Genomic DNA, 22,630 nt, shown 5'->3' on the forward strand with positions numbered 1-22,630 from the left:
CCGCCGACCCGGCGAACCTATGCGGTCACAGCACTAGCCGGGCTCGGAAGGCTCCTTCGAGGGCTTGGTCTTGACGTCGCCTTTCGGGGTCTTCTTCGTCCTGGTCGGCGCCGGGCCGGCCTCGGCTTCCGGTACCGAGCCGGTCAACCGGGCGCAGTAGGCCGCCACGTGCTCTTCCCCGCCCGCGGCCTGGACGAGACGCTGCCATGCCGTGGCGTTCGGGGCGTGACCGCGGTTCTTGATCTTCTCGTAGGAACGGCAGTGCGCTTCGACGTTCTTGGCCGTGTCGGGGTGCCGGGAGGGCGTCGTCGGTGTCGTGCCGGGCCGGGCGGGAGGGGCGGGCTGTTCGCCGGGAGCGTCTGCCGAGGGGCGGCGCGTGCTGTGGGTGCCCGTGGCACCGGTGTCAGGGGCGTCGGCGTGCGGTGTGTCCACTACGCCGATGGAGGCGAAGGCGATGCCGCCCAGCAGCGCACTCGCCGCGACGGCGACCGCTCCGCCGCGTGCCCAGCGCCGCTTCGGGACTTTCGGGCGCCAGTCGTCCTGGTGCCGGGTGCGCGGGTCCTGATCACCTGCCGTGCGCGCGCTGCGAAACGCGGTGACGGCCGCCTGTTCCGCGGTGGCGTCCAGGTCCTGCTGCCGCAGGGCCTCGCCGAGCCGTTCCGCCGTCCTGTCCAGGGCGGACGCGTCGTCGAGGTCGCGGGCGGGGTGCGCGTGGGGTGCTGCCGGGCGCGAGGCGGCTGCAGGGTCGTGGGCCTCGCCGCTCAACGGTTCGCCTCCGTTTCGATCGGTGCCCATCTCGGTTCTCCCAGCGTCCGCGCGACCTCATGTGTCACCTCACGCGGGTACAGCTCCCGGGCCAGGCCCTTCAGACCGCGGCGGGCCAGAACCCGTACGACGGCGCGGGGTCTGCCCATCACTCTCGCGGCCGCCGGCTCGTCGAGGCCTAAGGCGTGGCGCAGCACGACCGCCTCGGCCTGGCCGCGGGGCAGCCGGGCGAGGAGGGCCGGGAGGGTCCCCGCGGACGGTGTTGCTCCGCGGGGCGATGTGCCGTGCTGCCGGAGGTGAACGAGCGCGTGGCGTCGGGCGATGCTCGCCGTCCAGCCGCGGAATCCATGACCGTCGCCGCGAAACCGTGGCAGGTCCTCGGCGATCTCCTGCCACGCCGCGGCGGCGACGTCCTCGGCGGCCTCGCCCACGATTTGGCGCAGGTAGCCGAGCAGGCCCGGCTGGACCAGCCGGTACAGCGCGGCGAACGCGGCTTCGTCACCGTCCTGTGCCTGGGCCACTGCGCTGTCCAACGCCACATCGTCGGCCCTCATGTGCGCAGCATCCCCTCCCCGCCCGCCGCTGGTCGCCCCCCATTGGCCGGCCAACGCACCGGAGCGTACGGCAGGTTGCACGAGCGCCGGGCCGGTCTCGAAGAATCGGTGGCGCGTGGCCGTTGCGGGGCGTGGGTTCGGCCTTTTCGGTGGGGCTGCGTTTCGCAGTCGATCCGGTGAAGTCAGGCCCGGTTGAGGCGGGCGGAGATTCCGTGACCGATCAGCAAATACATAACCGCGGGGAGCCCATAATTGAGGATGACGCGTAGACCCTCTGTGTCCATCGTGAAAATGTCCTGGGACCACCAGGCCAGCCAGTCCGCCGTTCCCTGCACGAACGTGACGAATACGTTCGCCTGGTTCGCGTCGAGCAGGAACAGCAGGATCCACAGGACCAGCAGACCTGCGGCGGTGTCGGCGATCGTGCAGACCGTCAGCGCCGTGCGCCGCCCGGCGGCCTGGCGGCGGGCGAAGCGGTCGGGGTCCGAGGGCTGATTGTAGGTGGGGTATCCGGAAGCCGGGTCCGTGTTGCTCACAAGAGAATTCCGATCTGACGAGGTGTCGTGTCGGCGCGGCCGCCCCGCGGGGTTTATCCGCTCCTCTCCAGCTCTGCGTCCTGCTCGCGCGTCCGCGTTACACCTCAATCCACAGCGCCCAAAATATGGTCGCCTATTCGGGCACTTACCCAAATGTTCAGGCGCGGCGGCACATTTGAGGACGGCGCGGGCGAGACGCTCGGCTGACCGCTCGTACAGAGGCGGCCGCTCACCCGTCCGGTCCGGTGTCCTATGAGGCGTCGCGGGCGCAGGTCGTGTCCGTGCCCTCGGTCGATTCGCCGCGCTCCGCACCGGGACTGCCGGAGCGGAGTTCGACGCAGCAGGCGCCGGGGCGGGGTGCCAGCACGGCCGTGGTGTCCCGGTCGCCCGTGGCGGCCAGGTAGCCGCACAGGAAGGCGTGGTTCATGCCGCAGACCAGCACCGGTGCCTGGGCGGCGACGGGATGGAAGGGGCAGTTGTGCAGCACGGTCCGCCCCTCCCCGCCGTCCTCCGGATCGAAGCCGAAGGCCTCCAGGAACGCGGTGACATCGGCAGCGGGGGCCTCGGCGCCGAGTGCCTCGCCGCGCTCGCGGGCGACGCGCAGGGACGCCTCCTGTGCGCTCTCGCCGGGCCGCTGGGCGGTGATGGCCTGGGCCAGGAGCGAGGCCAGCAGCTCGTGGCGGCGCGGCGGAAGGCTCAGTGTGAGCGCGTGCGGAGCGGGTTCGTACACCTTCGGCGCGCGGCCGACCCGGCGCGGCCTGTGCCCGCCGTGGCGGGCCTGCAGCAGCCCCGACGCCACCAGCTTGTCCAGGTGGAACGCGGCCAGCTTGCGGGAGATGCCCACCGCGGCGGACGCCTCCTCACGGGTCACCGGCCGCCGTGCCCGCCGTACGAACTCCAGCAGCCGGCGCCGCGACTCGTCGCCCAGGACGGCGAGCGCGGCCATCGCGTCGGCGCCGGTCGCAGGCGTGGGCGCTGCTGCCGGAGGTTCGGACGTCACGCGCTCACCGTAACCCCGACGGACCACTCTCGGGTGGGGGTACTCGGCACCTGTCTTGACCCGTGGCACGAATAAGACCAACAATTGTTGGTGAAACAACTCACAGGTGAGGTGCCGTATGACGGTGCACAGTGAGCTACGCGATCCGCGTCAGGCGAAGCAGCCGGTCAGCGGCGCCCTGGCGGGACCCTACGGGCATCCCTTCCATCCGATCCTGGTCACCGTGCCGATCGGCGCCTGGGTGTCGAGCCTGGTCTTCGACATCGCCTCCCGGATCGTCGACCGGCCCGGCTTCCTGGCCCACGGATCCGCCTGGCTGATCGCCATCGGCGCGATCGGCGCCCTGGTGGCGGCCTGCGTCGGCTTCCTCGACCTGTTCGCCATCCCCACCGGCACCCCGGCCTTCCGTACGGCGCTGGTGCACATGGCGCTCAACCTGGCCGTCACCGCCGCCTACGCGGCCGGTTTCGCCTGGCGGCAGAGCGACGGCTACCCGGAGGGGCAGGGCGTGGGAGCCGGTCAGCTGGCGCTCTCCGCCGTCGCGCTCGCCGCCCTCGGCCTGTCCGGCTACCTCGGAGGCAAGCTCGCCTACCGCTACGGCGTGCGCGTCGCCGAGGAGTCCGTGCAGGCAGAGGGGTACCGCACCGGACCCGCCTGACCCGCACCGGACCCGCCTGACCCCGCTCGTCACCACCGCTGGAGCCCGACATGGAGATCGCCGCTCTCGTCGCCTGGGTGGTCACCGCCCTCGGCGGATTCGTCCTCCTCTCCCGCTGGATCGCGGGCGGCGGCCTGCGCGGGCAGCAGACCGGGGACAGCCGCTTCCCGGCCCCGCTCGTCTTCGGCCACTTCCTGCTCGCGGCGGCCGGACTGGTCGTCTGGATCGTCTACCTCGCCGCCGACAAGGACGGCCTGGCCTGGACGTCCTTCGGGATCCTCGTCGTCGTCGCCCTGCTCGGCTTCACCCTTTTTGCCCGCTGGCTGCCCGTCCACCGCGCCACCACGCCGGCGCCACAGGACACCACGGCACCGCCCGAACGGCAGCTGCCGGTCCCCGTGGTCCTTGCCCACGGCCTGCTGGGCGCCACGACCCTGGTGCTGGTGCTGCTGGCCGCGCTGGAGGTCGGCGGGAGCTGACCGTGACGGCGCCCCCGTCCCGTAGGAAGTTCCCTGGCCGACGCGTAACGTGAAGCAGCATGAAGATGCCCGTCCCCGCTGCACGCTGCCGCACACTGCTGTCACCGGCAGGACGACCAGCCTCTGAGCAGCGAGGGGACGGACCCGCGTGAAAATCCTCATCAGTGCCGACATGGAGGGCGCCACCGGCGTGACCTGGCCGGCCGACGTGCTGCCGGGGACGCCTCAGTGGGAGCGGTGCCGCGGGATGTTCACCTCGGACGTCAACGCCGCCGTGCTGGGCTTCTTCGACGGCGGTGCCGACGACGTCCTCATCAACGAGGCGCACTGGACGATGCGTAATCTGCTGCTCGAACAGCTCGACGAACGAGCCGAGATGCTCACCGGCCGGCACAAGGCGCTGTCCATGGTCGAGGGCGTCCAGCACGGCGACGTGGACGGCATCGCCTTCGTCGGCTACCACGCGGGCGCCGGCATGGAGGGCGTCCTCGCGCACACCTATCTCGCCAACTCCATCACCGGCGTGTGGCTGAACGACGTACGGGCCAGCGAGGGGCTGCTGAACGCACACGTCGTCGCCGAGTACGGCGTGCCCGTGGTGCTCGTCACCGGCGACGACGTGGCCTGCGAGGACGCGCTCGGATACGCGCCCGGGGCGCTGAAGGTCGCCGTCAAGGACCACGTCTCGCGGTACGCGGCCGTCTGCCGCACGCCGGCCCGAACCGCCGCCGACATCCGCGCGGCAGCGAAGGAGGCGGCGACGCTGGCGGTCCGGCACGAGCCGGTGAGCGGCGGTCCGTTCACCATCGCCCTCGAGTTCGACGCCGAGCACCTCGCCATGGCCGCCACCGTCGTTCCCGGTGTCGGCCGGATCGGGGAGCGCAAGGTGGCGTACACCAGCGAGACGATGTACCAGGGGATCCGTACCTTCAAGGCGGTCACCACGATCGTCTCGGCCGCGGTGGAGGAGCAGTATGGCTGACGGGCAGGCACTGGACGAGGTCGTGACCTTCACGTCCGACCTCATCCGCATCGACACGACCAATCGCGGCGGCGGCGACTGCCAGGAGCGCCCCGCCGCCGAGTACGCCGCCGCACGGCTGGCCGAGGCGGGCCTGGAGCCCACCCTGCTGGAGCGCACCAGGGGCCGTACGAACGTCGTCGCCCGCATCGAGGGCACCGATCAGTCGGCGGACGCGCTGCTCGTCCACGGTCACCTGGACGTGGTGCCCGCGCAGGCCGCCGAGTGGAGCGTGCACCCCTTCTCCGGGGAGATCCGCGACGGGGTCGTGTGGGGGCGGGGGGCGGTCGACATGAAGAACATGGACGCGATGATCCTCGCCGTCGTGCGGGCCTGGGCCCGGCAGGGCGTACGGCCCCGGCGCGACGTCGTGATCGCCTTCACCGCCGACGAGGAGGCGAGCGCCGAGGACGGCTCCGGCTTCCTGGCCGACCGGCACGCCGGGCTGTTCGAGGGCTGCACCGAGGGCATCAGCGAGTCCGGCGCGTTCACCTTCCACGACGGCGGCGGGCGGCAGATCTACCCGATCGCGGCCGGGGAGCGCGGCACCGGCTGGCTCAAGCTCACGGCGCGCGGAAGGGCCGCACACGGCTCCCGGCCCAACCCGGAGAACGCGGTCACCCGCCTCGCCGCGGCCGTCACCCGGATCGGCGCCCACGACTGGCCGCTGCGCCTGACCCCGACCGTGCGCGCCGCTCTCACCGAACTCGCCGCGCTCTACGGCCTCGACGCCGGCCTGGACGACGTGGACGGCCTGCTGGAGAAGCTCGGCCCGGCGGCGAAGCTCGTCGAGGCGACCGTCCGCAACAGCGCCAACCCGACCATGCTGGAGGCCGGTTACAAGGTCAACGTGATCCCGGGGGAGGCCGTGGCCTATGTCGACGGCCGGTATCTCCCCGGCGTCGAGGACGAGTTCCGCGCGACCGTCGACGAGCTCACCGGACCCGACGTGGAGTGGGAGTTCCACCACCACGAGGTGGCGCTCCAGTCGCCGGTGGACTCGCCGACGTACGCCCGTATGCGCGCCGCCGTCGAGGAGTTCGCCCCCGAGGGGCACGTCGTGCCGTACTGCATGCCCGGCGGCACGGACGCCAAGCAGTTCTCGCGGCTCGGCATCACCGGCTACGGCTTCTCCCCGCTGAAGCTGCCGGAGGGCTACGACTACGGGGCCATGTTCCACGGCGTCGACGAGCGCGTGCCCGTCGAGGCGCTGCACTTCGGCGTCCGTGTCCTCGACCGTTTCCTGCGCACGGCCTAGGGGAGTTGGGGAAGACAGTGCGGACGCTGGCGTACGGTTCCTGGCCCTCGCCCATCGACGCGGCGCTCGCCGCCGCGCACGACGGGCGGCCCGAGTACGTGGGTTTCGTGGGTGACGAGGCGTGGTGGATCGAGCCCCGGCCCACGGAGGGCGGGCGCCGCACGCTGGTGCGGCGACGGGCCGACGGCAGGGAGGAGTCCGTGCTGCCCGCTCCGTGGAACGTGCGCAGCCGCGTCGTCGAGTACGGCGGACAGCCGTGGGCCGGAGCGATGGTCGACGGCCGGCCCCTCGTCGTCTTCGTCGACTTCGCCGACCAGCGGCTCTACCGGTACGAGGAGGGCGGTGAGCCGCGTCCGCTCACACCCCGGTCCCCGGTGGGCGGTGGACTGCGCTGGGTCGAGCCTCAGGTGCGGCTCGACCTCGGGGAAGTGTGGTGCGTACTGGAGGAGTTCACGGGGGACGGCCCCACGGATGTGCGGCGCGTCCTGGCCGCCGTCCCGCTGGACGGCTCGGCGGCCGAGGAGCGGGACGCCGTACGCGAACTCACCGACGACCGGTACCGGTTCGTCACCGGAGCGCGGATCTCGCCGGACGGGCGGCGGGCGGCGTGGCTCGCCTGGGACCATCCGCGGATGCCGTGGGACGGCACGGAGCTGCTGGTCGCCGACGTCGGCGCCGACGGCACGCTCGGTCGACCGCATACCGTCGCCGGTGGGCCGGAGGAGTCGATCGCTCAGGTCGACTGGTCGACGGACAACCGTCTTCTGTATACAGTCGACAGCAGCGGCTGGTGGAACCTCTACCGGGACGGCGAACCCCTCTGCCCGCGTGAGGAGGAGTTCGGCGGACCGCTGTGGAAGCTCGGCCTGCGCTGGTTCGCTCCGCTGGAGAGCGGGTTGATCGCCGTCGTACACGGTCGTGGGTCGACGGTCCTCGGGATACTGGATCCCGAATCCGGCGAACTCGTCGACGTGGCGGGCCCCTGGACCGAGTTCGCGCCCACGCTCGCCGTGCACGGCGAGCGGGTGATCGCCGTCGGCGCCAGCCCGCGCAGCGCCTACGAGGTCATCGAGCTGGACGAACGCACCGGCCGCGCCCGCGTCATCGGCGCCGCGCACGACGACGCGGTGGACCCCGCCTACTACCCCGAGCCCCAGATCCGCACCTTCACCGGCCCCGCCGGACAGGACATCCACGCGCACATCTACCCGCCCCACAACCCCGACTGCACGGCCCCCGACGGCACTCCACCCCCGTACGTCGTCTGGGCGCACGGCGGGCCCACCGACCGGGCGCCCCTCGTGCTCGACCTGGCCATCGCCTACTTCACCTCGCGCGGCATCGGCGTCGCCGAGGTCGACTACGGCGGCTCCACCGGGTACGGCCGGGCCTACCGCAACCGGCTGCGCGAGCAGTGGGGCGTGGTCGACGTCGAGGACTGCGCGGCCGTCGCGCTCGCCCTCGCCGACGAGGGCACCGCCGACCGCGGCCGGCTCGCCATCCGCGGCGGCAGCGCGGGCGGCTGGACCACGGCCGCGTCGCTCGCCACGACCGACGTCTACGCCTGCGGCACCATCCTCTACCCGATCCTCGACCTGGCCGGCTGGGGCACGGGCGAGACCCACGACTTCGAGTCCCAGTACCTCGAGAGCCTGGTCGGACCGCTCGCCGAGGTGCCGTCCCGGTACACCGAGCGTTCGCCCGCCGCGCACGCCGACCGCATCACCGCGCCGTTCCTGCTGCTACAGGGGCTGGACGACGTGATCTGCCCGCCCGCCCAGTGCGAGCGGTTCCTGGCCGCCATGGAGGGACGTCGGGTGCCGCACGCCTACATCGCCTTCGAGGGGGAGGGCCACGGATTCCGGCGGGCGGAGACGATGATCCGCGTCCTGGAGGCCGAACTGTCGCTGTACGCCCAGGTCTTCGGGCTGAACCCGCCCTCGATCCCGACACTGGAGCTCGCCAAGTGAACGATCCCGTACGGCCCCTGCTGCGGCCCTCCCGACTCGCGCCGGGCGCCCGCGTGGCCGTCGTCGCACCCAGCGGGCCCGTGCCGGAGGAGCGGCTGCAGGCCGGGCTCGACCTGCTGCGCGGCTGGGACCTCGACCCGGTGGTGGCACCCCATGTGCTGGACCGGCACGGCGAGTTCGAGTATCTGGCGGGCACGGACGCCGACCGGGCCGCCGACCTCCAGGGCGCCTGGTGCGACCGTTCCGTCGACGCCGTGCTGTGCGCGCGGGGCGGCTACGGGGCACAGCGCATGGTCGACCTCCTCGACTGGGACGCGATGCGCGCGGCCGGACCGAAGGTGTTCCTCGGCTTCAGCGACATCACCGCGCTGCACGAGGCGTTCGCCACCCGGCTGGGCCTGGTCACCCTCCACGGGCCGATGGCGGCGGGCATCGACTTCATCAAGAACGCGCGGGCGCAGGAGCATCTGAAGGCCACGCTGTTCGAACCGGAGTCGGTGCGCACGATCACCTCCACCGGCTCCGCCCTGGTCCCGGGCCGGGCGCGGGGCGTCACCCTCGGTGGCTGTCTCAGCCTGCTCGCCGCCGACCGGGGCACCCCGCACGCCCGGCCCTCCGCGCGAGGCGGCCTGCTGTGCCTGGAGGACGTCGGCGAGGAGACGTACCGGCTCGACCGCTACCTCACCCAGCTTCTGCGCGCCGGCTTTCTCGACGGCGTGCGGGGCGTGCTGCTCGGGTCCTGGCAGGAGTGCGAGCCGTACGAACGGGTGCACGCGCTGCTCCTCGACCGGTTGGGTGGCCTCCGCGTGCCCGTTGTGGACGAGTTCGGGTTCGGGCACGGTGAAGGGGCGTTGACGATTCCCTTCGGGGTGAGTGCCGAACTCCACGCCGAGGCAGGGACCTTGACCCTCGACGAGCCCGCCCTCGCCTGATCCCCTCCACTGAATTTCCGTCAAGAAACCTCCGTCTCGGTGATTGACCTGCTCTGACACGTGTCACACCATGACAACCGGCCAGTACTTACTGGTCGGTAAGCCGGGCTGTCCTCAATGTGCCTCAGTGTGGAGGTCTTCGTGTCCCGTCGTGTGCCCAGAACCTCAGGGGCTGCAGCCCTCGCTCTCGTCCTCGGCGCCACGCTCACCGCACCCCTCGCGCTCACCGCTCCGGCCGCCGCCACCGGCCAGTACACCGTCACCGCCCTGAAGTTCACCGTCCGGGCGGGCGGACGCACCTGCACCGTCGACGCCGACCTGTACCGGCCCGCGGGCGTGGACCGCGCCCACCCCGCACCCGCGGTCCTCACCACCAACGGCTTCGGCGGCAGCAAGTCCGACGGCTCGACCGACGCCGCCGGCAAGGCCTTCGCCGAGCGCGGATACGTCTCCCTCGTCTACTCCGGGCTCGGCTTCGGCAAGTCCGGCTGTCTGATCTCGCTCGACGACCCGGCCATCGACGGCGCCGCCGCCTCGCAGCTGATCGACTTCCTCGGCGGCAAGCGGGCCGCCGACGACGGCACCACAGCCGACTTCGTCACCCTCGACGCCGCCGGCGACCCGCGCGTCGGCATGGTGGGCGGCTCCTACGGCGGGGCCATCCAGCTGGCCACGGCGGCCGTCGACCGGCGCGTCGACGCGCTGGTGCCGATGATCACCTGGAACAACCTCGCCTACTCGCTCGACCCCAACAGCGCGGTCGGCAGCGGCAGCGTCCCCGGCGCCTTCAAATGGCAGTGGGCCAACGGCTTCTACCTCATCGGCGAGGGCCAGCCCCTGCTGGAACCGAACCTCGACCCCTCCCGCATCAACAACCTCGCCTGCCTGCACTTCGTCACCCAGGCCTGCGACACCGTCCGCACCCTCAACTCCGGCCGCTATCCGGCGAAGGAGACCGCCGAGCTGCTCGCCTACGCGCACAGCGTCTCGCCGGTGTCCTACCTGAGCCGCGTCAAGGCACCCACCCTCCTCGTGCAGGGCCAGGCCGACAGCCTCTTCAACCTCAACGAGGCGACGGCGACGTACAAGACGCTCAAGGCACAGGGCACACCGACGAAGATGATCTGGCAGTACGGGGGCCACAGCGGCGGCCTCACCGACCCGGCGAGCGGCGAACTCAACCTCGCGCAGGGCAACTTGGAGAGCAGCTACGTCGGCCGCCGCATCCTCGCCTGGTTCGACCGCTACCTGGGGAAGAAGAACGTCGACACCGGACCGGCCTTCGCCTACTACCGCGACTGGATCACCGACCCGACCCGCACCTACGCCACCGCCGACCGTGTCCCCGCGCTCAGCCGGACGCTCTACCTCTCCGGCGACGGCAAACTCGTCGACAACCGCGCCAAGGTCGCGCGCGGCAGCCGTACCTACACCAACTGGCTCGTCCCCACGAGCCACTCGGAGACCTCACTGGCCGGACTCCTCGGCATCCCTGACCGGGCGCCGTACGACACCAAGGGCACCTACCTCGGCTGGACCAGCGAGCCGCTCGCCCGCACCACCGACGTGGTCGGCGCGCCCCGGGCCACGCTGAAGGTCGTCTCCCCGAAGGCCGAGCGGACCCAGCACTCCGGGGACGCCGCGGACAAGCTCGTCCTGTTCGCCAAGCTCTACGACGTCGCACCCGACGGCACCCGGACGCTGGTGCGCCGGCTGGTCGCGCCGGTGCGGGTGCCCGACGTCACGAAGAGTTTCACCGTGACCCTGCCGGGGATCGTGCACCGGTACGAGAAGGGGCACCGGCTGCGCTTCGTGATCGCGGCGAGTGACGACGCGTACTTCGGGAACCGGGGGATCAAGCCGGTGACCGTGGTCAGCGCGCCGCAGGACACGGGGGTGCTCCAGCTGCCGGTGATCGGCTGAGCCGGCGGACGGCCGCTCACCGTGCGTGATCGCGCCTTCGGGAGCATCCTTGTCGTATGACCGCGAAGGCGAAGAAGAGCGGCCTGAAGGTCGGCGGGAAGCGGCGCGGCCTCAGCGAGATGCTGACCCCCAAGGGGATCACCGTGCTGCTGCTCGTCGTCCTCGCCCTGGTCTTCATCTTCGAGAACACCCGCAAGACCGAGATCCGGCTGCTCGTCCCCGAGGTGACGATGCCGCTGTGGCTGGCCCTGCTCGGCGTGGGAGTCATCGGCGCACTGTGCGGGGCGTTGTTCATGAGCCGGCGCCGCTAGCCGGGTCGTAGGCTGGCGCAATGCCCCACCTCGCGTCCCGCTACCTCACCGAAGGCCCTCGCGTGGGTCTGCGTCACTTCACTTACGAGGACGCTGCCGAGTTCACCGCGCGTGCCCGGGAGTCCAAGGAGCTGCACCACCCGTGGCTCTTCCCGCCGGACAGCCCGGCGGCGTACGCCGCTTACGCCGGGCGGCTGATCGAGGATCCGAGCAAGGCGGGGTTCCTCGTCTGCGCGAAGGACGACGGCGGGGACATCGCCGGGTTCATCAACATCAACAACATCGTCGAGGGCGCCTTCCAGAGCGGGGCCCTGGGATACGGCGCCTTCGCCCACGCCGCCGGGCGCGGCCTGATGCGGGAGGGTCTCGACCTGCTGATCGGCCATGCCTTCGGCCCGATGCGGCTGCACCGCCTGGAGATCAACGTCCAGCCCGCCAACACCGCCTCGATCGCCCTCGCCCGGTCCTGCGGCTTCCGGCTGGAGGGCTTCTCGCCGCGCATGCTCTTCATCGACGGGGCCTGGCGCGACCATGAGCGGTGGGCCATCACCGCCGAGATGCGGACTTCCGGTTGATCTTCATCGTGTCGAGGTCGGTGACCGTCGACTTCAGGTCGCGAAAGCCGTAGCCCAGCTCCCGGAGCGCGGTCTCGGCGCGGTCCTCGGCGATCGCGCCGGCCATCTCCTCGCCGTCCGCCGCGTCGGACACCACCACATACCGCATCGAGAAGTGCTTCAGCGGGGACGGCTCGTAGGAGAGCGACCCCTCCTCGGAGAACCGCATGCTGGTCAGACCGTGCTCGGGCGCCTCGGCGAGCAGCCGCGCACGGGCCTCCTCGGTGAGCCCGTCCCAGGTGCCCCGGACGATCACCCGGTAGGTGTGCCGCTCGCTCATCCTCTGTCCACCCGCTCCTGTGTATCGGCGTTCGTACATGGGCGTTGAGGGCAGACTCTACGTCGGCGAGGACGAACCGCATGCGGAATTTCGCCTCGTCACGCCTGACGGTCGACGTACTCGTAGATCGTCCCGTCCGGATGCATTGCGATCAGATTGCGGCCCACCGGCGTCGGCACCGGACCCGCGACGATGTGCGCGCCCAGCTCGCTGAGTACCTGGTGGGTCTCCTCGACGTCCTTCACAGCGATCGTCGCGGCGACCTTGCGCAGCACCTCCAGCTCCGCCTCCGGGCCGCTCATCAGCAGGAAGCAGCCGACGGCCGCCACCTGGACGCCGCCGCGTTCGAAGCGGAGGGCGGTGCCGCCCGCGAGGCGTTCGTAGAAGGGGACCGCGGTCTCCAGGTCGTCGACGCAGACGCGCAGCGTGGCTCCCAGAATCTCCATGCGGACGAAGCCTAGTCGGGTGCGGCCGGAGAGGGAGATCGTTTCACGCGATCCCCTCACTCCGGCCGCGGTGGCACGGGAGTTCAGCCCATGGCCTTGCGTACGACGTCCCGCGTACGGTCGATGACGGCCGCGACCGGGCCCACCGCGACGTTCTTCAGCGCGGTGTCCGTGCCCGGATGCGGGCGGGTCGGTGCCAGGGCCTCGGCCGCCTGCACCGCGCGCGCCAGGTTCTCCAGCTTGCCGCGGTCGGCGACCCGGTTGAAGTGTGCGAACTCGTAGCGCTCCTCGGCGTCGGCGTGCGCCAGCACGTCCTGGCGCAGGGCGGCGAACTGGTCGAGGAACTCCGGTGAGTCCGGGTCCATGTCGTCCAGCCGGGCCAGCGCCTGCTTGGCGTGCTCCTCCTCCTCGATGCGGTCCTTCACGACGAGCTCCCCGCCGTCGATGTGCCGGCGGGCGAAGGGATGGACGACCTCTTCCTCCGCGGTCTCGTGCACCGCGAGGAGGCGGACGAGCTCATGGAAGCTACGCTTCCGCTCGTCGCCCTTGGTGGCCGCCACCTCGTCGAGCAGCTCCCGGATCCGCGTGTGCTGCGCCTTGAGCAGCTCCACGACGTCGGTGCGTTCGGTCATCCTCTTTCTCTTCCTCGCTTTTTGTTGCTCGGGTAGGGCGCTTGCGGGCGGCGGGTACCCGGGGACCGCGGGCTTACGCGCCGGTACGGGCCGTGACGGAGCCCGTTATGCGTACCCCCGTACGGGTACTCGGCGGCCATGGACCGCTTGGATCACCTTGAGCATCTGGACAAGGAACTGGTCGACGAGCTGGCGCAGGTGGCGCGCGAGACCGTACGTGACGAACTGCGCGAGCAGACGCGCAGGCAGCGCCGCCGGGCCATGCTGTACGGCGCGTCCGGCGCCGTCGCCCTGTACGCGGGCGCGGCCCTCGCGCTCGCCCTGGGGCTGGGCCTCGCCGCGGCGCTGCCGGACTGGGCCGCCGCGCTGATCACCGCCGGGATCCTCGGCGTGGTGGCCTATGTGCTGCGCGGCGCCGCCCGGCCGTCCGCGTCCCGGCCCACATCGGAACGCGAGGCCGAGTTGGCCCACGGGCGTACCCCCAGCGGTGCACCCGCCGCAGCGCCGGGCGGCATGCCCTACCCGCCGGTGCCGCCCGTCCCGCCGGGCACCGGCATGGGCGCGCCCGGAGCCCCGTTGCCCGGCACGCCCGGGGCGGCGATGCCCGAACCCCCCGAGGGGCGGCAACCGCGCCCGGACGACATCGACCCCGAGCAGCCGCACCACCGGGCGTGAGGCACGATGCGCAGGCCGTTCAAGGGTGCCCTGCCGAAGCGCGGCAGGGCCGTCGTCGTCACCGGGGCCAGCGGCGGCGTGGGCCGGGCCGCGGCCCTGGCCTTCGCCGAGCGGGGCGACCGCGTCGCCCTGCTGGCCCGGGGACGCGAGGGCCTCGCCGGGGCGGCGGACGAGGTGCAGCGCGCCGGCGGTGAGGCCCTCGTCGTCACCGTGGACATGTCCGACGCCAAGGCCGTCGACGACGCGGCACAGCAGGTCGCCGACGCGTTCGGGCGCATCGACGTCTGGGTCAACAACGCCTTCGCCGGGATCTACGCCCCGTTCACCGAGATCACCCCGGACGAGTTCCGGCGGGTGACCGAAGTGACGTACCTGGGCTATGTGTTCGGCACGCGGGCCGCCCTGCACCACATGCTGCCGCGCGACCGGGGGACCATCGTGCAGGTCGGGTCCGCGCTGGCCTACCGGGGGATTCCGTTGCAGTCGGCGTACTGCGGGGCCAAGCACGCCATCCAGGGCTTCAACGAGTCACTGCGGTGCGAGCTGCTCCGCGAGAGGAGCGGCGTGTGTACGACCATGGTGCAGCTCCCTGCCGTCAACACCCCTCAGTTCGACTGGGTGTTGAACCGGATGCCGGGGCGGGCCCGGCCCGTGGCGCCGGTGTACCAGCCGGAGGTGGCCGCGCGGGCCATCGTGCATGCAGCCGGGCACGGGCGGCGCAGGGAGTACTGGGTCGGGGGCTCCACGGCCGCGACGCTGATCGCCAACGCGGTGGCGCCAGGGCTGCTGGACCGGTACCTGGCGAGGACCGGTTTCGAGGCCCAGCAGGACGAGGGCGAGCACGCGGGTCCGGGCAACCTGTGGACCCCGGCGGACGGTCCGCACGGGCGGGACTTCGGGGCGCACGGGCGTTTCGACGAGGAGTCCCATCCGGGTAGTTCACAAGAGTGGCTCTCCCGTAACCGTGGCCGGGTGGGACAGGCACTCACGGTCGGCGCCGGTGTTCTGGCCGCACGACAGCTGACCCGCCTGGTGCGCCGTTAGCGGCTAGGCGACCCGGTACTCCTGCACTTCCTCCGCCCTCAACGTGAGACCGTGCCCGACCCCCTGCGTCGGGGCGACCGTGCCGCCCGTCGGGTCCAGGGCGCCGTCGAAGAACATGTCCTCTATGCGGACGTGGTCGTGGAACCACTCGATGTGGCGGAGGTTGGGGATCGCGGCGCACACGGCGGCATGGGCGTGCGGGGCGCAGTGGGCCGAGACCTCCAGGCCGTGGGCCTCGGCGAGGGCGGCGGCGCGGAGGAAGTCCGTGATGCCGCCGCAGCGGGTGGCGTCGATCTGGAGGCAGTCGACCGCGCCCGCGGCGATCATGCGGGCGAAGTACGGGAGGTCGTAGCCGTATTCGCCGGCCGTGACGTCGCAGACCAGGGCGTCGCGGACCAGGCGCAGCCCGGTCAGGTCGTCCGAGGACACCGGCTCCTCGAACCAGCCGACGCCCTGCTCGGCGAGGGCGTGGCCGACGCGGACCGCCTGTTTGCGGGTGTAGGCGCCGTTGGCGTCCACGTACAACTCGGCCTCGGCGCCGATCACTTGGCGTGCGGCCTGGACCCGGGCCACATCGCGCAGGACCTCGCGGCCCCAGTCCTCGCCGATCTTGATCTTCACGCGCGGGATGTGCTGGCCGTGCACCCAGCCGTTCAACTGGGCGGCCAGGTGCTTGTCGTGGTAGGTGGTGAAGCCGCCGCTGCCGTAGACCGGGACGCGTTCGCGGCAGGCGCCCAGCAGCCGGACCAGGGGCAGTTCCAGCAGGCGGGCCTTGAGGTCCCACAGGGCGATGTCCAGCGCCGAGATCGCGCACGCGGCGACGCCCGGACGGCCCGCGTTGCGGATCGAGCGGGACAGCGCCTCGTGGGCGGCCGGAACGTCGAGGGCGCCTCGGCCCTCGACGAGGGGGGCGAGGTGGTCGCGCAGGAAGTCGCCGACCGCCGCCGGGCCGTACGTCCAGCCGGTGCCGGTCGCGTCGCCCGCCGTCACCTCGGCGATCACCACCGTGGTGGAGTTCCAGGACAGCGTGCCGTCCGCCTCGGGGGCGTCGGTGGGGACCGTGTAGACGGAGACGACGGGGAGATGGAGTTTCATCGCGTGGGCCGACCCCTCGTCACTGCTGCAGCTGCGGGAGCACCTTCGTGCGGTAGAAGTCGAAGAAGCCGCGTTGGTCGGGGCCGATCTGGTTGACGTAGATCCGGTCGAACCCGGCCTCGGCGAAGGCGTTCAGCGCGGACACGTGCTCGTCGGCGTCGTCCCCGCACACCGTGTTCTCACGCACCATCTCCTCGGTGATCAGCGGTTCCAGCTGCTCGAAGTGGCGCGGCGAGGGCAGGATCTGGCCCATCTCGCCGGGCAGCAGCTGGTTGGACCACAGCCGGCGCACGGTGCGTACGGCCTCGTCGCGGTCGGTGCCGTAGCAGACCTTCGTACCGCCCATCACCGGCTTGCCGTGCCCGCCGCCCTTGCGGAACTGGGTCACCAGTTCCTCGTCCGGCATCATCGTGATGTAGCCGTCGCCGACCCGGGCCGCGAGAGCCGTCGCCGCCGGGCCGAAGCCGGAGATGTCGATCTGGACCGGCTCGTCGGGGACCGTGTAGAGGCGGGCGTTCTCCACCCGGTAGTGGCTGCCGTAATGGCTGATCTCCTCGCCGGAGAACAGCCGGCGCATGATCAGGATCGCCTCTTCCAGCATCTCCAGGCGGACGCTCGCGGGCGGCCACACATGGCCGAGGATGTGCTCGTTGAGGGCCTCGCCGGTGCCGACGCCGAGCCGGAAGCGGCCGTTCGTCATCACCGCGCAGGTCGCCGCGGCCTGGGCCACCACCGCCGGGTGGATGCGCACGGTCGGGCAGGTGACGGCCGTCTCGATCGGCAGCGAGACAGCCTCCGAGATCGCGCCGATCACCGACCACACGAAGGGGCTCTCGCCCTGTGCGTCGTTCCACGGGTGGTAGTGGTCCGAGATCCACAGTGACTGGAATCCCGCCTGCTCGGCCATCCTCGCCTGCTCGACGAGATCGGCGGGACGGAACTCCTCGCTCGCCAGGAAGTAGCCGTATTCGGGCATCGGGGGACACCTCCGGGAGTGCCGCGTCGGCGGCGGGGACGGGGTCGCCGTTCCGGGTACCCGGCGGCCAGGCGGGAAACCGGGCTGTTCCTCGTCGACGGGGAGCAAAGCCGCGCTGCCCGGCGCCGACGTTTGGCGGTCCTGGCCAGGGGGACGCGGAAGGCTCCCGAGGTACGCGACAGCCAGTGAGCCCTCAACAAGGCCGGAGGCCAACCGTGAGTCGACCCCGCATCGTGATCGTCGGCGCCGGATTCGCCGGGTACCGTGCGGCCCGCACCCTGTCCCGGCTCACCCGGCACAGGGCCGAGATCACCCTGCTGAACCCGACCGACTACTTCCTGTATCTGCCCCTCCTGCCCCAGGTCGCCGCCGGCATCCTGGAACCGCGCCGGGTGACCGTCTCGCTCTCCGGCACCCTGCCCCACGTACGGCTCGTGCTTGGCGAGGCCGACGCGATCGACCTCGACGGGCACACCGTGCACTACAGCGGGCCCGAGGGCGACGGGGGGACCCTGCCCTTCGACCGGCTGATCCTCGCCGCGGGCAGCGTCAACAAGCTGCTGCCCATCCCCGGCGTCGCCGAGCACGCGCATGGCTTCCGGGGGCTCCCCGAGGCGCTGTATCTGCGCGACCACGTGACCCGGCAGGTGGAGCTTGCGGCCGCCGCCGACGACCCCGAGAGCTGCTCGGCGCGGTGCACGTTCGTCGTCGTGGGCGCCGGATACACCGGTACCGAGGTCGCCGCGCAGGGCAAGTTGTTCACCGACTCCCAGGTGCGCAAGCACCCCTTGCGGGCCGGAATGCGGCCGCGCTGGCTGCTGCTCGACGTCGCCGATCGCGTGCTGCCCGAGCTGGACGAGCGGCTCTCCCGCACCGCCGACCGGGTGCTGCGGCAGCGGGGCGTGGACGTGCGGATGGGCACCTCCGTGAAGGAGGCCACGCACCGCGGGGTCCTGCTGACCGACGGCGAGTTCGTCGACACCCGCACTGTGGTGTGGTGTGTCGGCGTACGGCCCGATCCGCTCGCCGAGTCGCTCGAACTGCCCATGGAACGGGGCCGCCTCCTCGTTGACCCGTACCTCCAGGTGCCGGGCCGGCCCGAGCTGTTCGCCGCCGGGGACGGGGCCGCGGTGCCCGACCTGGAGCAGCCCGGCCAGTTCACGCCGATGACGGCACAGCACGCCTGGCGGCACGGCAAGGCCGTGGCCCACAACGTCGCCGCGTCCCTGGGCATGGGTGAGCGGCGCCCGTACCGCCATCGCGACAAGGGCTTCGCCGTGGACCTCGGCGGCGTCAAGGCGGCCGCCAACCCGTTCGGCGTGCCGCTGTCCGGCGTGGCGGCGGGCGCGGTCACCCGCGGCTACCACCTCGCCGCGATGCCCGGCAACCGCATCCGCGTCGCCGCCGACTGGCTCCTGGACGCCGTACTGCCCCGCCAGGCCGTGCAGTTGGGGCTCGTCCGGGAGTGGTCGGTGCCGCTGGACACCGCGTCGCCGGAGCTGGCCCGGGTGCCGGGCGGGCCGGAGAAAGGGGCGGAGAAGCGGGGGGAGCGGCCCCGGAAGGGGGACGCGGAGAAGGGCGCGGAGTCCGGCGCGGTGAAGGGAGGGGGGAAGCGGTCGGAGGCTGGTCCGGGGTCGGCTGAGCCGGCGGAGGCCGAGGAGCCCGACAGAAGCCGGACGACAGGCGAGGCGGCGAAGGGTCAGCCGGGGCGTGAGTCGGCGAAGAGTCAGCCGGGTGGCGAGCCCGCCAAGGGTCCGGGGCCCGGCCCCGCCACCGCCACGGGCCCGGTCGAGCACGCCGGGGACTCCGGGCCTTCGGGCGGGGGCGCGGGCGCGAGCCCGGTCGGCGCGAAGGGGTTCGCATCGTCGGGCCCCGCCGACCACCCGGATGCCACGGAGGCCCAGGACAGCAAGCGTTTCGGCGCCCCCATCTCCGTCCGGCGCCCCGACGTCGCCAAGGGCGGCGGGCCGTCAGGCACGGGCGGCGAGTCCTCGGGCACGCGTGGCGGTGCGGCACGCTCAGGTGGTCGTACCGGCACGCCCAGGGGCTCCGAGCCGTCCGACTCGGTCCAGGACCCCGACGCCGTCAAGCACCCCGAACCCCCCGGCCCGGTGACGCGTGACGATCTCCGAGCCGCCCACGAGCCGCACGGCGACGCCCGCGCGTTCCCCGGCCCGGACCCCGACGCCCCCGCGATCCACAAACCGCACCCCGAAGCCCCCGAACCCCGCTCCCGCAAACCCTCGAAAGGAGCCCCATGAACACCGCAGAACTCGTCGAGCTCGCCCAGCAGTTGCGTGTGGACAGCGTGCGGGCCTCCGCCGCCGCGGGGTCGGGGCACCCTACGTCGTCGATGTCCGCCGCCGATCTGGCGGCCGTACTCCTCGCCAACCACCTTCGCTACGACTTCGACCGGCCCGCCCACCCCGGCAACGACCGCTTCGTCCTCTCCAAGGGGCATGCCTCGCCCCTGCTGTACGCCGCCTACAAGGCGGCCGGCGCCATCGAGGACGGTGAACTGCTCACCTTCCGCAAGCTCGGCAGCCGGCTCGAAGGGCATCCGACGCCGCGGTGGCTGCCCTGGGTGGAGACCGCGACCGGTTCGCTCGGGCAGGGGCTGCCGATCGGCGTGGGGATCGCGCTGGCCGGCAAGCGGCTCGACCGGTCCGGGTACCGGGTGTGGGTGCTGTGCGGGGACAGCGAGCTCGCGGAAGGTTCCGTGTGGGAGGCCGCCGAGCACGCGGCGTACGAGCACCTGGACAACCTCACCGCGATCGTCGACGTGAACCGGCTGGGCCAGCGCGGCCCGACCCGGCACGGCCATGATCTCGACGCCTACGCCCGCCGCTTCCAGGCCTTCGGCTGGCACACCATCGAGGTCGACGGACACGACGTGGATGCAATCGACCGGGCGTACGGGGAGGCCAGGTCCACCACCGGGCAGCCCACCGTGGTCCTCGCCCGCACGCTCAAGGGCAAGGGAGTCGAGGCCGTCCAGGACCGGGAGGGGCTGCACGGCAAGCCGCTGCCGGAGCCGGAGGAAGCGATCGCGGAACTCGGCGGGCCCCGCGACATCCGCGTCAGCGTCCACGAACCGCCCGCCGCCCGCATGCTGCACGCCGTCCCCGCCGGCGATCTCCAACTGCCCCGCTGGGACAAGGGCGAGGAGGTGGCCACGCGCAACGCCTACGGCGAGGCGCTCGCCGCCCTCGGCACCGGCCGCGGTGACATAGTCGCCCTCGACGGCGAGGTCAGCGACTCCACTCGCGCCGAGTTCTTCGCCAAGGAGCACCCCGACCGGTTCTTCGAGTGCTACATCGCCGAGCAGCAGATGGTCGCCGCCGCGGTGGGTCTGGCGACGCGTGGCTGGGTGCCGTACGCCTCCACCTTCGCCGCCTTCCTCACCCGCGCCTACGACTTCGTGCGCATGGCGTCGGTCAGTGGTGCCGGCGTCAACCTCGTCGGCTCGCACGCCGGCGTCGCCATCGGGCAGGACGGGCCGAGCCAGATGGGCCTGGAGGACCTGGCGATGATGCGGGCCGTGCACGGCTCGACCGTGCTGTACCCGTGCGACGCCAACCAGACCGCGAAGCTCGTCGCCGCCATGGCCGGCCTGCAGGGCATCCGCTATCTGCGCACCTCGCGCGGGGCGAGCCCGGTCGTCTACGGCCCCGACGAGGAGTTCCCCGTCGGCGGCAGCAAGGTGCTGCGCTCCAGCGCATACGACCGGTTGACCGTCGTCGCGGCCGGCGTCACCGTGCACGAGGCGCTCGCCGCCGCCGACGCCCTGGACCGCGAGGAGGGCATCCAGGTCAGGGTCGTCGACCTCTACTCCGTCAAGCCCGTCGACCGGGACACCCTGCGCCGGGCCGCCGAGGACACCGGCTGCCTGCTCACCGTGGAGGACCACCACGAGGAGGGCGGCATCGGCGACGCCGTCCTCGACGCGTTCCTCGACGGGCGCCCGGTGCCGCGCCTGGTGCGCCTCGCCGTCCGCAGGATGCCCGGCTCCGCCTCCCCGGACGAGCAGCTGCACGCCGCGGGCATCGACGCCGCGTCCATCGCCGCCGCGGGGAAGCTGCTGGTGGAGGAGGCGGTCGTACGGTGACCGGCGGCGGCGATACCAAGAAGGTGCGGGCGGGTCGCCGTACGGTCGAGGTGAAACGCGTCGACAAGGTGCTCTTCCCCGGCGACGGGGGCGCCAAGGAGTACACCAAGGGAGACCTTGTCGACTACTACCGGTCCGTCGCCGCGTTCATGCTGCCGCACCTGCGCGGCCGCCCGCTGATGCTGGAGCGCTACCCCGACGGTCTCGACGGGCCCCGGTTCATGCAGAAGAACACCCCGGAGCACTACCCGGAGTGGATCACCCGGTTCGAGGTGCCCAAGGAAGGCGGCACCGTCTGCCACACGGTCTGCGACGACACCGCCACCCTTGTCTTCCTCGCCGACCAGGCCTGCCTCACCGTGCACCGCTGGCTCTCCCGCACCGACGGCATCGACCGGCCCGACCGGATGGTCTTCGACCTCGACCCGGCCGAGGACGACTTCGCCCAGGTCAGGGAGGCCGCCGGGCTCCTCGGCGAGCTCCTCGACGCGCTGGGACTGCCCTCGGCGCCGATGACCACCGGCTCGCGCGGGCTGCACATCGTCGTCCCGCTGAACGGGCACCACGACTTCGAGGAGGTCCGGGAGTTCGCCAAGGACGTCGCCGGGGTGCTCGAGTCGGCCCACCCGGACCGGCTCACCACCGCCGCTCGCAAGAAGGACCGCGGCGACCGCCTCTACCTGGACGTGCAGCGCAACGCCTACGCCCAGACCGCGGTCGCGCCCTACACCGTCCGCGCCCGCCCCGGCGCACCCGTCGCCACGCCGCTGACCTGGTCCGACCTGGACGACCCGGACCTGAACGCCCGCCGCTGGAGCATCGCCGACGCCGTGGAGCAGGCCCGCACCGACCCCTGGGCCGGGCTGATGGGCCGGGGTCGCGCCCTCGGACCGGCCCGGCGCAGGCTCGACGCCCTGCGGGCCTGAAGAAGCACCGCGCGCCCGAAGAAACCGAGCCGCGGGTTTGACCGGCGCCTTCCAGGCCACTCGGCGAAGGAGGCGCCCATGAATGATTCACAGAACACACCCAAGTCATCCAGACGGCAGACGGGCGGGGCGGACGGACGACCGGCCCCCATGGAGGTCCTGCGTCAAGCACGGGCCCAGCTCGCCGAGCTCACCGGCATGAACGCGGAGACAGTGACGTCCTTCGAGCAGACCGAGGACGGCTGGACGCTCGAAATAGAGGTCCTGGAACTGACCCGCGTCCCCGACACGATGAGCCTGATGGCGAGCTACCAGGTGGATCTCGACCCCGAAGGAGAGCTCACCGGGTACCGGCGCGTGCGCCGCTACGAACGTGGGCGCTCCGACGCGCACAGGTCCGGCGGCCGGTAGGCCGCCCGCCCATTCC

At 72.1% G+C, this 22,630-nt stretch carries 24 protein-coding genes; 15 read left to right on the forward strand and 9 right to left on the reverse strand.

Translation table 11 applies throughout. The features are described from left to right. Window positions 1–33: 33 nt before the first annotated feature. The 4 genes from ACQEV2_RS34785 to ACQEV2_RS34800 all read right to left on the reverse strand — a co-directional run bounded on the left by ACQEV2_RS34785 (window position 34) and on the right by ACQEV2_RS34800 (window position 2,855). The gene (locus ACQEV2_RS34785; RefSeq protein ID WP_433055262.1) at window positions 34–795 is read right to left on the reverse strand and encodes a hypothetical protein; all 762 of its coding nucleotides are present in this window, start codon (window positions 793–795) and stop codon (window positions 34–36) included. Then, window positions 762–1,319 carry an RNA polymerase sigma factor gene (locus tag ACQEV2_RS34790; protein ID WP_433050675.1) on the reverse strand — a complete coding sequence of 186 codons (558 nt, stop codon included), beginning with the start codon at window positions 1,317–1,319 and terminating at the stop codon, window positions 762–764. Before ACQEV2_RS34790 ends, ACQEV2_RS34785 begins: the two co-directional genes overlap by 34 nt. A gap of 182 nt (window positions 1,320–1,501) precedes the next feature. Then, window positions 1,502–1,855 (reverse strand): hypothetical protein, encoded by a 354-nt coding sequence (locus ACQEV2_RS34795; protein ID WP_433050678.1) that lies wholly within the window; start codon window positions 1,853–1,855, stop codon window positions 1,502–1,504. 250 nt (window positions 1,856–2,105) lie between these two features. Further along, a complete protein-coding gene (locus tag ACQEV2_RS34800) occupies window positions 2,106–2,855 on the reverse strand; it encodes a helix-turn-helix transcriptional regulator (protein WP_433050681.1) in 750 nt (249 codons plus the stop codon). A gap of 118 nt (window positions 2,856–2,973) precedes the next feature. Here ACQEV2_RS34800 and ACQEV2_RS34805 point away from each other — a divergent pair, with 118 nt between their 5' ends. The 9 genes from ACQEV2_RS34805 to ACQEV2_RS34845 all read left to right on the forward strand — a co-directional run bounded on the left by ACQEV2_RS34805 (window position 2,974) and on the right by ACQEV2_RS34845 (window position 11,982). Then, on the forward strand, window positions 2,974–3,513 hold the full coding sequence (locus ACQEV2_RS34805; protein ID WP_433050684.1) for a DUF2231 domain-containing protein: 540 nt from the start codon (window positions 2,974–2,976) through the stop codon (window positions 3,511–3,513). A gap of 50 nt (window positions 3,514–3,563) precedes the next feature. Next, window positions 3,564–3,992, forward strand: coding sequence for a hypothetical protein (locus tag ACQEV2_RS34810; protein ID WP_433050687.1), 429 nt, complete (start codon window positions 3,564–3,566; stop codon window positions 3,990–3,992). Window positions 3,993–4,140: 148 nt separating this feature from the next. Then, window positions 4,141–4,974 (forward strand): M55 family metallopeptidase, encoded by an 834-nt coding sequence (locus ACQEV2_RS34815; RefSeq protein ID WP_433050690.1) that lies wholly within the window; start codon window positions 4,141–4,143, stop codon window positions 4,972–4,974. After that, complete coding sequence (locus tag ACQEV2_RS34820; RefSeq protein WP_433050693.1) at window positions 4,967–6,271, forward strand: M20/M25/M40 family metallo-hydrolase; 1,305 nt, start codon at window positions 4,967–4,969, stop codon at window positions 6,269–6,271. Before ACQEV2_RS34815 ends, ACQEV2_RS34820 begins: the two co-directional genes overlap by 8 nt. A gap of 5 nt (window positions 6,272–6,276) precedes the next feature. Beyond that, entirely contained in the window at window positions 6,277–8,241 is a 1,965-nt protein-coding gene (locus ACQEV2_RS34825) for an LpqB family beta-propeller domain-containing protein (RefSeq protein WP_433050696.1), read from the forward strand. After that, window positions 8,238–9,173 (forward strand): S66 peptidase family protein, encoded by a 936-nt coding sequence (locus ACQEV2_RS34830; protein WP_433050699.1) that lies wholly within the window; start codon window positions 8,238–8,240, stop codon window positions 9,171–9,173. The genes ACQEV2_RS34825 and ACQEV2_RS34830 overlap by 4 nt, the downstream gene beginning before the upstream one ends. Before the next feature lie 117 nt (window positions 9,174–9,290). Further along, window positions 9,291–11,096, forward strand: a complete 1,806-nt coding sequence (locus ACQEV2_RS34835; RefSeq protein WP_433050702.1) for a CocE/NonD family hydrolase — start codon at window positions 9,291–9,293, stop codon at window positions 11,094–11,096. Window positions 11,097–11,152: 56 nt separating this feature from the next. Next, the gene (locus ACQEV2_RS34840) at window positions 11,153–11,407 is read left to right on the forward strand and encodes a DUF1049 domain-containing protein (protein WP_433050705.1); all 255 of its coding nucleotides are present in this window, start codon (window positions 11,153–11,155) and stop codon (window positions 11,405–11,407) included. A gap of 20 nt (window positions 11,408–11,427) precedes the next feature. Next, the gene (locus tag ACQEV2_RS34845) at window positions 11,428–11,982 is read left to right on the forward strand and encodes a GNAT family N-acetyltransferase (RefSeq protein ID WP_433050708.1); all 555 of its coding nucleotides are present in this window, start codon (window positions 11,428–11,430) and stop codon (window positions 11,980–11,982) included. Here ACQEV2_RS34845 and ACQEV2_RS34850 read toward each other — a convergent pair. The 3 genes from ACQEV2_RS34850 to ACQEV2_RS34860 form a co-directional block, all read right to left on the reverse strand. Then, a complete protein-coding gene (locus ACQEV2_RS34850; RefSeq protein WP_433050711.1) occupies window positions 11,954–12,301 on the reverse strand; it encodes a DUF6204 family protein in 348 nt (115 codons plus the stop codon). The genes ACQEV2_RS34845 and ACQEV2_RS34850 overlap by 29 nt on opposite strands. A 98-nt stretch (window positions 12,302–12,399) precedes the next feature. Next, window positions 12,400–12,747 carry a VOC family protein gene (locus tag ACQEV2_RS34855; RefSeq protein WP_433050713.1) on the reverse strand — a complete coding sequence of 116 codons (348 nt, stop codon included), beginning with the start codon at window positions 12,745–12,747 and terminating at the stop codon, window positions 12,400–12,402. A gap of 83 nt (window positions 12,748–12,830) precedes the next feature. Then, entirely contained in the window at window positions 12,831–13,379 is a 549-nt protein-coding gene (locus ACQEV2_RS34860; protein WP_433050716.1) for a hemerythrin domain-containing protein, read from the reverse strand. Between the two features lie 138 nt (window positions 13,380–13,517). On the opposite strand from ACQEV2_RS34860, the gene ACQEV2_RS34865 reads away from it, so the two are divergent. Both ACQEV2_RS34865 and ACQEV2_RS34870 read left to right on the forward strand, forming a co-directional pair. Continuing rightward, window positions 13,518–14,054 carry a phage holin family protein gene (locus tag ACQEV2_RS34865; RefSeq protein ID WP_433050719.1) on the forward strand — a complete coding sequence of 179 codons (537 nt, stop codon included), beginning with the start codon at window positions 13,518–13,520 and terminating at the stop codon, window positions 14,052–14,054. A 6-nt stretch (window positions 14,055–14,060) separates the two neighbouring features. Continuing rightward, window positions 14,061–15,098: an SDR family oxidoreductase gene (locus ACQEV2_RS34870; RefSeq protein WP_433050722.1), complete on the forward strand. Its 1,038-nt coding sequence runs from the start codon at window positions 14,061–14,063 to the stop codon at window positions 15,096–15,098. 3 nt (window positions 15,099–15,101) lie between these two features. Here the strand turns inward: ACQEV2_RS34870 and ACQEV2_RS34875 are convergent, their stop codons facing one another. Beyond that, window positions 15,102–16,193 (reverse strand): enolase C-terminal domain-like protein, encoded by a 1,092-nt coding sequence (locus ACQEV2_RS34875; protein ID WP_433050725.1) that lies wholly within the window; start codon window positions 16,191–16,193, stop codon window positions 15,102–15,104. Between the two features lie 19 nt (window positions 16,194–16,212). Continuing rightward, the gene (locus ACQEV2_RS34880; protein ID WP_433050728.1) at window positions 16,213–17,169 is read right to left on the reverse strand and encodes an LLM class F420-dependent oxidoreductase; all 957 of its coding nucleotides are present in this window, start codon (window positions 17,167–17,169) and stop codon (window positions 16,213–16,215) included. A 215-nt stretch (window positions 17,170–17,384) separates the two neighbouring features. On the opposite strand from ACQEV2_RS34880, the gene ACQEV2_RS34885 reads away from it, so the two are divergent. From ACQEV2_RS34885 to ACQEV2_RS34900, 4 genes are all read left to right on the forward strand, one after another. Then, a complete protein-coding gene (locus ACQEV2_RS34885) occupies window positions 17,385–19,430 on the forward strand; it encodes an FAD-dependent oxidoreductase (RefSeq protein ID WP_433050731.1) in 2,046 nt (681 codons plus the stop codon). Further along, on the forward strand, window positions 19,427–21,277 hold the full coding sequence (locus ACQEV2_RS34890; protein WP_433050733.1) for a transketolase: 1,851 nt from the start codon (window positions 19,427–19,429) through the stop codon (window positions 21,275–21,277). Before ACQEV2_RS34885 ends, ACQEV2_RS34890 begins: the two co-directional genes overlap by 4 nt. After that, on the forward strand, window positions 21,274–22,203 hold the full coding sequence (gene ligD / locus ACQEV2_RS34895) for a non-homologous end-joining DNA ligase (protein ID WP_433050736.1): 930 nt from the start codon (window positions 21,274–21,276) through the stop codon (window positions 22,201–22,203). The genes ACQEV2_RS34890 and ligD overlap by 4 nt, the downstream gene beginning before the upstream one ends. 78 nt (window positions 22,204–22,281) lie before the next feature. Further along, window positions 22,282–22,614 carry a gas vesicle protein gene (locus tag ACQEV2_RS34900; RefSeq protein ID WP_433050739.1) on the forward strand — a complete coding sequence of 111 codons (333 nt, stop codon included), beginning with the start codon at window positions 22,282–22,284 and terminating at the stop codon, window positions 22,612–22,614. Window positions 22,615–22,630 lie beyond the last annotated feature (16 nt).

Origin of the sequence: Streptomyces sp. CA-251387 (genome assembly GCF_050936625.1) — a bacterium.
Lineage (GTDB): Bacteria > Actinomycetota > Actinomycetes > Streptomycetales > Streptomycetaceae > Streptomyces.